The sequence below is a fragment of the Myxococcus vastator genome (assembly GCF_010894475.1).
Taxonomy (GTDB): domain Bacteria; phylum Myxococcota; class Myxococcia; order Myxococcales; family Myxococcaceae; genus Myxococcus; species Myxococcus vastator.
On record NZ_JAAIYB010000278.1, the window covers coordinates 1 to 11200 of the forward strand.

An 11200-nucleotide genomic window follows, 5' to 3' on the forward strand; every position below is an offset into this window, starting at 1 on the left:
TCCCAGTGCGCCCCACCACCCACGTGTCCACCAACCCCATGAGCGCCTGCCCGCCCTGGGCGATGGCGATGGGAACCGCCAGCCGGGACAGCTCCCGGAGCTCGGTGCGGGGGGAATTCACGGAGGACGTCGGTAACACGGCGGTGGACATGGGGAGTGCGCCTATAGCGCCTTCCGGTAGGGAATGCGCTGCCCACGTCCGACGACGCCGCGGTCCCTCGCCTGACCAGGAGGCCGGTGGTGCCATCCCCCATGACACGTCCCCTGGGACACCCGGCGTCCCAGGGGGCGAGTCGCGCGTCAGCCCCGCGTCACGGCCCCTGGGGCCCTGGCTGAGCGGGCGCCGGAGGCAGGAAGGGCGCGGTGGCCAGCGGCGTCTGGAGGCTGCTCACGTGGGACACGCGCAGGCCCGCGTCGGAGATGGCGTACACGTAGTCGTCCGCCATGATGCTGCGGCGCACCGTGGGCTGCCAGTACCAGCTCCAGTGCTGGAAGTTGAATGCCTGGTACATGTCCCGCACGGAGACGGTGCCCACCGGCGAGAAGCCCGTGGCCGTGTCCACGCGGAAGACGCGCAGCTCACTGCGGAAGCCGGACCAGTAGTCGGAGGCGTTGTAATCCCAGTCCATGAAGGGCAGGGCCAGCAATCCCTTGGCGGGGAAGTAGGTGAAGGCCTTGTGCTCGTGGAGCGCCTCGCTGTGGCTGCTCATGGAGCCCAGCTGGTGGGTGAAGGTCTCCCGGGGATTCGCCAGGTCGCTCACGTCGAAGAGCGACAGCTTGAGGGCGCGGTCCTGCCAGGTGCCGTCCTCGTTGCGGTGCTCGCCGAAGGTGAGCAGGTGCGTGTCACCCAGCGGATGGATGTAGGTGGAGAAGCCGGGAATCTTCAGCTCGCCCACCATGCGCGGGTGCGCCGGGTCGCTCAGGTCGAAGGTGAAGAGCGGGTCCACCTGCCGGAAGGTGACGACGTAGCCACGCGTGCCCACGAAGCGCGCGCTGAAGATGCGCTCGCCCCGGGCCAGGTCCTCGCTGCGCCCCAGCTGCTTCAGGTACCCGCCCTCTTCGCGCAGCGTCACCACGCGGTTGACCGTCTCCGGAGGCGTCCACACGGCGTCGCCATCCCCCGCGACCTCCTCCCCCGGGAGCTCCACGGTGGTGGCCACCCGCAGCACGCCCTCGTGCTCGTCCATGGCGAACTGGTTGACGACGTACCCCTCCACCGTGCCGCTGCCCACGTAGGTGGCCCGGTCCGGGTCGCGGATGTCGAACTTGTGGAGGTACGTGTGCGTCGTCTGGCCCGGCTCCGGCCACCACCACCAGTGGCGCGCCGCCAGGTAGAGCGCGTCATGGGACGCGTACACCTCGCCGGGCGCCGCCACCAGGCTGGTGCGGCCAGGCTCCGACTCGCTCGCGTCCAGGTTCAGCGACAGCACCGACACCAGGCCCAGGCCCGTAGGCGCGTTGGTGCGGTAGAACGACGTGCAGTCATACGAGAGCGGCTTCACCTCGCCGGCCGCCGTCACGCGGCGCCCGGGGGGGAGCCACTGCGCCAGCGTCTGCGCGCGGATGGCCTGCTCGTTCTGCTGGATGAGCGCGTCGATGTGCGCGGCCAGCCGGAGCCGGTTGTCGAAGAGCCCCCGCGAATACTCGGGGTAGAGGCGCACGTCCGCGGGCCAGCGGAACCCGTCCGACACCACCAGCCGCACGGCGCCCTCCACGCGCCGGGCGCTGAGGTAACCGCCGGGCAGGTATACCTGCTCCAGCACCCGCGGCGCCTCCAGGTCCGCCACGTCCACCACCGTCACCTTCACGGTGTTGCCGTGCCCGTAGCCGCCACAGCCGAAGCCGGCGCAGTCGACGGCGGGCCCGTCCGTGACGCGGCCTCCCGAGCCCGAGCCCGGCCGCGGCTCGGACACCGCCGAGGTGATGACCAGCCGGTTGCGCTCGGGGTCGAGCAACATCTCCCGCGGCCAGCCCTCCACTTCCAGCGCGGCCGTCCGCGCGAGCTGCTCGGCGGGCCAGGAGCGGTGGAGGTAGAGCCGCTGCCCCGACAGCACGAAGATGCGCGTGCCGTCGTTCTGCACGAAGTCGGCCTCGTGCACGCCGGACACCTGGTTGTTCGTGCCCGTGTAGTCGGTGGGGCTGCCGCCGCCGCCAGCGGAGTCTTCCTGCGGTGCCCCGACCGTGGGCGTGGGCGGCGCCTCACCCCCTCGGCCACCCCCGTAGGTGTACTGCTTGTAGACCTCCAGCACCGCGCGCATCTGCTTCGTCGCGGTGTCCTCGATGTGCTGCTCCAGGGCCTCGCAGCCGGGGAAGGTCTCCAGCCGGGCCTCCTGCCGCACGGGCTCGTTGCCGAACGGGGGCGGCGGCTTGCTTCCTTCGTCACCACACCCCACCGCGACGACCGCCACCACTCCGGCCCAACTCCAGCGTTTCCACTGCTGCATTCGCCCCTCCCTTTGCACTTCGGCCCCACTGGCGGCCCACGGGCCTCCCCGGTGTCACGCCAGCGGCGGCCGGGCCTTGTTGCCACTGGCGTGCCAGGGCTTCGTCCCCTGCGAACCCAGGCCTGTCGAGCGGTCGCGCGGCCCCGCGCCTCTCAGAAACCTGAGGCGCGCGGTGAACCTGGAGCCGGAAAACCGAGACCCCGGGGCACGAAGCGGACGAACTGCTGGGTGAGCACCGGGTCCATGTGCTCCAGCCGCAGCCCCATGCCCACCGCGGACCGGAAGGCGCCCTGCGGCAGGGGCGGGTTGGACCACGCCACCGTCGCCTCGGCGGTGCAGGGCGAGCGCTGGCCCGCGAGCAACACCTTCAGCGTCAGCCGCGTGCCCTCGCGCGCCGGCGTCAGGGTGCGTACGAAGAGCGCGCCCGGCCCCGCGTCATGGCTGAAGCCCGACAGCGTCGTCCCGTTGGACGTGGTGAACTCCACCACCGTGAAGAAGGGCACGCGCTCGGCGGCGCGCAGCGGGGTGTGGCCCGGAACCAGCCGCCCCAGCACGCGGCCGAGCAGCTCGTCCGCGCCCAGGTGACGCTTCTCCAGGAGCGGCGCGCCACCCAGCGCCTGCGCCCGGGCGAGCACCTCCTGCGACTCCTCCGCGCGCGACAGCAGCACCAGCGGCTTGCGCGGGTGCGCGTCGTGGAGCTTCGTGGCCAGGGCCAGCGCCTCGCGCGGCGTGCGCGACACGTCCACCACGAAGCCATCCAGCCGCGCGCCGTGCTCCGCCGCCAGGTTCGCCGCGTCCCCCATGTCCCGTGCGTAGAGGACGTGAAGCCCCTCCTGCTCCAGCGAGCCGCCCAGGAAGGTGTGCAGGAAACGCCCGCCCTCCACCAGCAGCACCCGGCGCCCTCGCGGCAGGCCCTCGCGGACACGCTCCCGGGCCTGGCGCACCGCGGCCAGCTTCGCCTCCAGGGCGCCCAGCGCCACCGGCTTGGGCAGGAAGTCATCGGCGCCCGCGCGCCAGCAGTGCATCACCTCGTGGGGCTCGCCGCCGGAGGTGAACATGATGACGGGCACGTTGCGCCCCGCCGGGTGTGCCTTCACCAGCCGGCACACCTCGTCACCCTGCATGCGCTCCATGCGCAGGTCCAACAGGATGAGCGCCGGGGTGCGCCGGGCCAGCTCGGCCATGCAGGTCTCGCCGCCCTCCAGCGCCACCGCCTCGCAGCCCAGCCGCGTCAGGTGCAGGCGCACCACCTCCCGGGCGGTGCGGGAGTCATCCACCACGAACACGGTGTCACGCGCGTTGGGAGGAGGGCTCATACGCTCACGGATAGGGGGAAAGAGGTGCCAAGGCCACGGGCGCCCGGGGCCACCGTTCGGGGATGGACGCTCAGGCGCGAGGCTCCTGGCGACCGGACAACAACCGCGTGAGCTGCTTGGCGATGGTGGCGCACTGCGCCGCGTTGCCGCTGTCCAGGGCGCTGCGTCCGCCATCCAGCAGGCGCTGCACCGTGCCCAGGGTGGCCTGCGCCTCCGGGCTGGGGTTCTCCTGGGCGCTGCGCTGGAGGAGCCGCGCCAGCTTCTCCCCGCGCTCCAGCAGCTTGCGGAACAGCTCCTCCGCGCGCTTCGAGTCCACCACGCCCTGCGAGCGCGCGTAGTGGGCCTGCTCCGCGCCCAGCTTCTCCGCCTCGCCCTGGGGCAACCCCGCGCGGGCTTCCAGCCGCACGGCCTCCATGTTGCCGGTGGTCAGGTCCGTGGCCTTGACGGAGAGAATCGCCTCGCTGGACAGCTCGAAGACGACCTCCAGCGGCACGTCTCCGCGCGAGGCGACGTGGAGGCGCTTGAGCACCACCTCGCCCAGCTTGTAGTTCTCGTCCTGGAACTCGCTCTCACCCTGGTACACGGGGATGCGCGCTTCCTGCTGGCCGGAGCTGCCCGGATAGAAGATGTCCCGCGCCACCACCGGCACGCCGGTGTTCTTGGGGATGAGCCGCTTCACGCGCCCGCCCATGACGCCCACGCCCAGGCTCTGGGTGGCGACGTCCAGCAGCAGCGCCTGACCGGACTGGCGGATGAGCTCGTCGGCCTGCACCGCGGCGCCCAGCGCGACGGCCTCGTCGGGGTGCACGTCCGTGGAGGGCGCGCGGCCGAAGAAGTCCGCCACCAGCCGCCGCACCAGCGGCACGCGCGTCATGCCGCCCACCAGCAGCACCACGTCCACCGCGTGCGGGTCCATCTTCGCGTCGCGCATCACCGACTCGCAGACGTCCAGGCAGCGGCGCGACAGCGGCTCGGACAGCGTTTCGAAGAAGGCGCGCGTCAGCACCGTCTCCAGCTCCACCATCCGCTTGCCGGGCGCCGAGTGGTCTCCCAGCCCGGCGACGTAGATGGACGCCTCTTCCTTCTCGGTGAGCTCGCGCTTGGCGGACTCGGCGGCCACCTTCAGCCGGCGCAGGCTCTGCGCGTCCTGCGACACCACGTGCCGCAGCTCATCGTCCACCTGCGCCAGCAGCCACTGGACGATGCGCTGGTCGAAGTCCTCGCCGCCCAGCTTCGGGTCTCCGCCCGTGGCGCGCACCTCGAAGACGCCGGACTTCACCTCGAGGATGGACACATCGAAGGTGCCACCGCCCAGGTCGAACACCAGCGCGTTGCCCTCGAAGCCGTGCGACAGGCCATACGCCAGCGCCGCGGCGGTGGGCTCATTCACCAGCCGCACCACGTCCAGCCCGGCGATGCTGGCCGCCTCGCGCGTGGCCTGCCGCTGGTTGTCGTCGAAGTTGGCCGGGACGGTGATGACACACTTGGTGACGGGGCGACCGAAGTGCGCCTGCGCGTCCAGGGCCAGCTCGCCCAGAATCATCGCGGACACCTGCGTGACGGGCATCACCCGCCCGGCGAGCCGCACGCGCACGTCGCCAGCGGGCCCGGCCACCAGCGGATACGGCACCAGCGCCTTCGCCTCCTGAATCAGCTCCGGCGTGTAGCGGCGCCCCAGGAAGCGCTTGGTGGCCCACACCACGGAGTCCGGATGCTCCTCGGCCAGGGATTGTGCGGCGACGCCCACCACGCGCTCGCCAGCTTTGTTCACGCCCAGCGTGGACGGCGTCAACCGGCCACCCGCGCGCGCGGGAATCAGGCGCGGGCGTCCGTCTTCCACGGTCGCCACGGCGCTGTTGGTAGTACCCAGGTCGATGCCGATGACGGGGTCATGCATGGGGGGCCGAGAGGACACCACCCTACGGGTGTTCGCGCCAGCTCGCCAAGCCCCCTTCCCGCGCCTGCCTGCCGATAAGCGTCGCTTTCCCACGCCACGGCCCGGGGCAGCAGGCGGGCCCCCGGCGTCAGCGCGCCCCGATGCCAGGGACGTTGCTCGGGGGAAATGCCCGTGCTAAGGGCGCGACCGCCATGGTGAACGTGTCGATCGCCCGCCGCTACGCCCGCGCCCTCCTCGATGTCGCTTCAGAGGCGGGCCGCACTGACGCCGTCGCCGAGCAGCTCACCGCCTTCGCTGACATCATCGCGAAGAACGCCGAGCTGACGGATGTGCTCGTCAACCCCGCCTACACCCGCGAGCAGCGCCTGCGGGTGGTGGAGTCGGTGATGACGGCCATCCCCGGCGGCGTGGAGCCCACGCTGGCCAACACCCTCCGCCTGCTGGTGGACCGCAACCGCCTGGGTTACCTGGCGGACATCGCCCGCCTCTTCCGCGACATGGCGGATGCCCGCGCCGGCCGCGTCCGGGGCCACGTCACCAGCGCAGCGCCGCTCCCGGCCGACGCCCTGGCCCAGCTCCAGCAGACCCTGCAGCAGCTCACCCAGCGCAACGTCCTGCTGGAGACGCGCGTGGACCCCAGCCTGCTGGGGGGTGTCGCCGCCCAGGTGGGCAGCATCCTCTACGACGGCAGCATCCGGACCCAGCTCGAGGAGCTGCGCCGCGAGCTGAAGCAGCGCTGAGACCTGCCCGCTCGCCGGGCAACCAACGTTCCAGGTCGTCTCTATCACCCCGCAGTCCAGGGCTAACCGGTATTTCCAGCGGACCCTGACAGCGGTATACTCGCCAGCGGAACGGGACAGTCCCGTGCCGCCTGGACGACCTGACCATGCCGCAGTCCCTACTCCACCGGTATTCCGAAGGTCCGTCCACGCTGGCGGCACCCGAGGAGGCGCGGCCCTTCCTGGGGGCCCTCCTGAGCGCGGCGGGGTGTGGCGTGGCCCTGCTGGACCGGGAGCTGCGTCCGGTGTGGGTGAATGCCGCGCTGGCGGCGCTGTCCGGCCTGGAGCCGCGCGCGCATGTGGGCCGCCCCCTGGCGGAGCTGTGGCCGCAGGTGGCGCAGGCGCTGTCGCCGCTGCTGGCCCGGGCGCTCTCCGGTGAGGACGTCACGGAGGCCCCCGTGCGGGGTGTGCTGGCCCCCGCCGCGGGTGAGCGGCACCTGCGGGTGGGCCTGTCCCCGGCGCTGCAGGGCGGCGCGCTGGCGGGGGTGGCGCTGTGGGTGCGCGACGAGACGGAGCGCGTCCTGGAGGAGCAACGGCTGCGCGCGCGGGAGTCGCACATGCGCAGCCTGGCGGACGTGGCCTGTGACGGGCACTTCCTGCATGACAACGGCGTCGTGATGGACGCCAACCGCGCGATGTCCCAGCTGCTGGGCTACGCGTCCCCGTCGGAGATGATCGGCCGGCACCTGGCGGACTACGTCGCCCCGGAGTTCCGCTCGCAGGTGGGGCTGGTGCTGAGCCGCGGGCTGGAGACGCCCTATGAGGTGGTCGTCCTCCGCCGGGATGGCCAGCGGCTGCCCCTGGAGGTGCTGGGGCGCTACGTGACGTGGGAAGGCCGGCAGGTGCGGCTGGCCGCCGTCTGGGACATCAGCGGCCGCAAGGCCGCGGAGGAGCGCTCCGCGAGCACCGAGCAGTTCCGGCACCAGATGCTGGGGGTGGTGGACGCGGAGCTGCGAGCGCCCCTGCAATCGCTGCAGGAAGGCACGCGCGCCCTGCAGCGGCTGGACGGGCTGGAGGAGCCGCAGCGCACGCTGGTGGGCCAGGTGGCCCGGTCCGCCCGGCGCATGGAACGGATGCTCCAGGAGCTGATGGACTTCACCCGCGCGCGGCTGACGGGCGGGCTGGCGCTGCGGCCGGAGCCCGCCGTGCTGGACGCGGTGGTGGCGCGCGTCGTGGAGGAGCGCCGCCGCGAGCATCCCCGGCGCACCCTCCACCTGGAGACAGAGGGCGACCTGCGCGGCCACTGGGACACCCGCCGGCTGGCACAGCTGGCCGACAACCTCCTGGGCAGCGTGCTCCACCAAGGCGCCGAGGAGTCACCCATCACCCTGCGCGTGGCGGGCGCGGTGGGCGGCGTCACGCTTTGCGTGAAGAGCCCGGGACTCACCGTGGTGGCGGAGGAGCGCTCCTCCCTGTTCGAGCCCTTCCGCAAGGAGCGCGGCGCCACCCCAGAGGGCCTGGGCCTGGGGCTCTACCTGGCGCGGCAGATCGCCGTGGCGCACGGGGGGAAGCTGGCGGTGGAGTCCTGCTCCGGGGGCGGGGTCAGCTTCACCGCCTGGCTGCCCCGCGAGGGAGTGGGGCACTGAAGGCCTTGGCGCCTGTCGCCGACCGCATTGCAGCGGGTGGGTGTGCATGGTAAGGGGCCCCGACTTCAAGGTTTCGGCGGCCTGCTCCACGTCGGCCGCCCCTGCGCAAGGACGCATACGCTCATGGAAATCCGCGCCGACGAGATCAGCAGAATCATCCGGGAGCAGATCAAGGACTACGGGAAGAAGGTCACCGTCGCGGAGACGGGGACCGTGCTGTCCGTCGGTGACGGTATCGCGCGCATCTACGGCCTCGAGGGCGCGCTCGCCGGTGAGCTGGTGGAGTTCGCCAACGGCGTGCAGGGCCTCGTGCTCAACCTGGAAGAGGACAACGTCGGCGTCGCCATCATGGGTGACTTCCAGGCCATCCGCGAGGGCGACACCGTCAAGCGCACCCAGCAGATCGCCTCCGTGCCGGTGGGCAAGGAGCTGCTCGGCCGCGTGGTGGACCCGCTCGGCAAGCCGCTGGACGGCAAGGGCCCCATCGCCGCCACGGAGATGCGCCGCCTGGAGGTGAAGGCGCCCGGCATCGTGGCCCGCAAGAGCGTGCACGAGCCCCTGCAGACGGGCATCAAGGCGCTGGACGCGCTGGTGCCGGTGGGTCGTGGTCAGCGCGAGCTCATCATCGGTGACCGCCAGACGGGCAAGACGGCCGTCGCCATCGACACCATCATCAACCAGAAGGGCCTGAACGTTTACTGCATCTACGTGGCCATCGGCCAGAAGCAGTCGACGGTGGCCCAGGTGGTGGAGAAGCTGAACCGCTTCGGCGCCATGGAGTACACCACGGTGGTGGCGTCCAACGCCTCCGACCCGGCCCCCATGCAGTTCTTCGCGCCGTACGCCGGCGTGGCCATGGGCGAGTACTTCCGCGACAACAAGATGCACGCGCTCATCGTGTACGACGACCTGTCCAAGCAGGCCGTGGCGTACCGCCAGCTGTCGCTGCTGCTCCGCCGCCCGCCGGGACGCGAGGCCTACCCCGGCGACGTGTTCTACGTGCACAGCCGCCTGCTGGAGCGCGCCGCCAAGCTGTCCGACGAGGAGGGCGCCGGTTCGCTCACCGCGCTCCCCATCATCGAGACGCAGGCCGGCGACGTGTCGGCGTACATCCCGACGAACGTCATCTCCATCACCGACGGGCAGATCTTCCTCGAGACGGACCTCTTCTTCGCCGGCGTCCGCCCGGCCATCAACGTGGGCCTCTCCGTGTCCCGCGTCGGCTCGGCCGCGCAAATCAAGGCCATGAAGCAGGTGGCCGGCACCATGAAGCTGGAGCTCGCGCAGTACCGCGAGCTGGCCGCCTTCTCCCAGTTCGGCTCCGACCTGGACAAGGCCACCCAGGAGACGCTGGCGCGCGGCGCCCGCATGGTGGAGCTGCTCAAGCAGGGCCAGTACGAGCCCATGCCCGTCGAGAAGCAGGTCATGCAGATCTACGCCGCCACCAACCGCGACGACCCCAAGAAGCGCGGCTGGATTCGCGACATCCCGGTGGCCGACGTGGTGCGCTGGATGCGTGAGTTCCTGGAGTTCGCCGACGGCAAGCACCCGAACGTCGCCAAGGACCTGGCGTCGAAGCGCGAGCTGACCGCCGACATCAAGACGGCGCTGAGCAAGGCCATCACCGAGTTCAACGAGGTCTTCCAGCCGACGCCGGGCGCCAAGATTTAACGCCCCCGCCGGATGTGGCCCACGAGCCCCGCGCTCCCCTCACCGGGAGGCGGGGCTTCGTGTTTCCACGGGCCCGGCCCTCAGCGCAGGCGGGACAGCACGCCGTGCAGGCTGCGGTCCACGCCGCCGCGCGCGCCCAGCAGCTCCATGGCCTTGAGCTCGTAGGGCAGCACGTTGTCGCGGGCCACCAGTTGCACGTGCGCGCCCAGGGCGGCGGGCAGCGCCAGGTCCAGCTCGTAGATGTCACCGGCCACCAGCGTCTCTTCCGGCGTGGTGCCCGTGGCCTCCCAGACGCGCTTGAGGGCCTCGAAGTACCGGCCCCGGCGCAGGTAGACGGGGCGGCGCAGCACGCCGTCCAGCGTCTGCGTCTCCGGCACCGCGGTGAAGCGGGCATCCGGCGCGTCCGGCGCGTCCAGGAGGAACTTGCGCGCGTCCCCGGACACCGTCAGCTTCTCGCGCCCCCTGGGCGCCAGCTGGTCCAGCTTCTTCTCCACCAAATCCGTGTGCGCGTTGGTCACCACCGTCACCGGCAGGCCCGTGGCGACCAGCGCCTCCAGCACCTCCTTCGCCTCCGGCTTGAAGGCGGTGGCCGAGTGCGCGTAGGCGTCGCGGTAGAGCTTCTGCACCACGTCGGAGCGGCGGGCCTCGTCCTGGCCCTGCCCGAAGCGCTGCATGAGGCGGTGGGCCGCGCAGGTGGCCGTCAGGTACGGGTCCGCCGTGGCGGGCGCCACCACCCGGCCGCCCAAGTCCCAGCCCAGCGCGTCCGCGCCCGCGCGCAACGCGGCGACCTCCTCCTCCCACGCGGACTCCAGGTCCTCCCCCACCGCCGCCGCCAGCCCCTGCCGGAAATGCCGGAGGAAGGGCGCGCTCTCCGCCGCCACGTCCGTGAAGGTTCCGTCGAAGTCCAGCACCACGCACGCAATCGCCATCAGACCACCGGCTCCCGAAGTTGAGGAAAGGGGCCGGATGACGCCTCACCCACGGGCCCCGAAGCAAGCCCAGCCGCATCAACGGGCGGCCGGCGCTCTCCCACGTCCTCCCCTTGAAGCCTACCCCGCCCAGGCCGCTAACCTCACGGGCATGGAAGCGATGCAGCGAAACGAGTCGGCGCCCCCGCGCCGGGCGTGGCTGCCCTGGGGCCTGCTGGTGAGCGCGGTGCTGCTCGCCACGACAGGGGCCTGGGCGGGTTCGCGCTCCATCTCCGCCCTGGTGGAACGCAACGACGCCCTGACGCGCGAGGCGGCCGAGTCCGAGGCCCGCGTGGCCGAGCTCCAGGCCCTGCGCGAGGCCATGTCGCGCCGGCTGCGCACGCTGGAGCAGCAGCACCACGCCGCCTATGCCGCCGCGGTGACGGCCACCGCCGCGTGCACCACGGCGCTCCAGCCCCCGTCCGCGCCGGGCAAGCCCGAGCCCCGGCGCGTGGCCAAGGCCAAGAAGCAGGGCCGGCGCTGACGGCGCGTGGCCTCCACGTCCACACCCCTTGAGCGGGTGTGGCCCCCCAGGCAAC

General features: G+C 71.9%; 8 protein-coding genes. 4 read left to right on the forward strand and 4 right to left on the reverse strand.

The window, feature by feature from the left end:
* Positions 1-311: 311 nt before the first annotated feature.
* The 3 genes from G4D87_RS24365 to G4D87_RS24375 all read right to left on the reverse strand — a co-directional run bounded on the left by G4D87_RS24365 (position 312) and on the right by G4D87_RS24375 (position 5657).
* Positions 312-2444: a beta-propeller domain-containing protein gene (locus G4D87_RS24365; protein WP_163784606.1), complete on the reverse strand. Its 2133-nt coding sequence runs from the start codon at positions 2442-2444 to the stop codon at positions 312-314.
* Positions 2445-2596: 152 nt separating this feature from the next.
* The gene (locus tag G4D87_RS24370; protein ID WP_163784607.1) at positions 2597-3760 is read right to left on the reverse strand and encodes a TIGR02266 family protein; all 1164 of its coding nucleotides are present in this window, start codon (positions 3758-3760) and stop codon (positions 2597-2599) included.
* A 70-nt stretch (positions 3761-3830) separates the two neighbouring features.
* Positions 3831-5657 carry an Hsp70 family protein gene (locus tag G4D87_RS24375; RefSeq protein ID WP_163784608.1) on the reverse strand — a complete coding sequence of 609 codons (1827 nt, stop codon included), beginning with the start codon at positions 5655-5657 and terminating at the stop codon, positions 3831-3833.
* A gap of 191 nt (positions 5658-5848) precedes the next feature.
* On the opposite strand from G4D87_RS24375, the gene atpH reads away from it, so the two are divergent.
* The 3 genes from atpH (at position 5849) to atpA (ending at position 9693) form a co-directional block, all read left to right on the forward strand.
* Positions 5849-6397, forward strand: a complete 549-nt coding sequence (atpH, locus tag G4D87_RS24380; RefSeq protein ID WP_163784609.1) for an ATP synthase F1 subunit delta — start codon at positions 5849-5851, stop codon at positions 6395-6397.
* Between the two features lie 146 nt (positions 6398-6543).
* Entirely contained in the window at positions 6544-8022 is a 1479-nt protein-coding gene (locus G4D87_RS24385) for a PAS domain-containing sensor histidine kinase (protein WP_163784610.1), read from the forward strand.
* 123 nt (positions 8023-8145) lie between these two features.
* Positions 8146-9693 carry a F0F1 ATP synthase subunit alpha gene (atpA, locus tag G4D87_RS24390; protein WP_163784611.1) on the forward strand — a complete coding sequence of 516 codons (1548 nt, stop codon included), beginning with the start codon at positions 8146-8148 and terminating at the stop codon, positions 9691-9693.
* Between the two features lie 80 nt (positions 9694-9773).
* Here the strand turns inward: atpA and G4D87_RS24395 are convergent, their stop codons facing one another.
* Entirely contained in the window at positions 9774-10622 is an 849-nt protein-coding gene (locus tag G4D87_RS24395) for an HAD family hydrolase (protein ID WP_163784612.1), read from the reverse strand.
* 151 nt (positions 10623-10773) lie between these two features.
* On the opposite strand from G4D87_RS24395, the gene G4D87_RS24400 reads away from it, so the two are divergent.
* Positions 10774-11145: a hypothetical protein gene (locus tag G4D87_RS24400; RefSeq protein WP_163784613.1), complete on the forward strand. Its 372-nt coding sequence runs from the start codon at positions 10774-10776 to the stop codon at positions 11143-11145.
* Positions 11146-11200: the final 55 nt, after the last annotated feature.

Excerpts from the sequence above, each read along its gene's own strand:
- G4D87_RS24365 (WP_163784606.1), bottom strand. The coding sequence starts at position 2,444 with ATGCAGCAGTGGAAACGCTGGAGTTGGGCCGGAGTGGTGGCGGTCGTC.
- G4D87_RS24395 (WP_163784612.1), bottom strand. The coding sequence starts at position 10,622 with ATGGCGATTGCGTGCGTGGTGCTGGACTTCGACGGAACCTTCACGGAC.
- G4D87_RS24375 (WP_163784608.1), bottom strand. The coding sequence starts at position 5,657 with ATGCATGACCCCGTCATCGGCATCGACCTGGGTACTACCAACAGCGCC.
- G4D87_RS24385 (WP_163784610.1), top strand. The coding sequence starts at position 6,544 with ATGCCGCAGTCCCTACTCCACCGGTATTCCGAAGGTCCGTCCACGCTG.
- atpA (WP_163784611.1), top strand. The coding sequence starts at position 8,146 with ATGGAAATCCGCGCCGACGAGATCAGCAGAATCATCCGGGAGCAGATC.
- G4D87_RS24400 (WP_163784613.1), top strand. The coding sequence starts at position 10,774 with ATGGAAGCGATGCAGCGAAACGAGTCGGCGCCCCCGCGCCGGGCGTGG.
- atpH (WP_163784609.1), top strand. The coding sequence starts at position 5,849 with ATGGTGAACGTGTCGATCGCCCGCCGCTACGCCCGCGCCCTCCTCGAT.
- G4D87_RS24370 (WP_163784607.1), bottom strand. The coding sequence starts at position 3,760 with ATGAGCCCTCCTCCCAACGCGCGTGACACCGTGTTCGTGGTGGATGAC.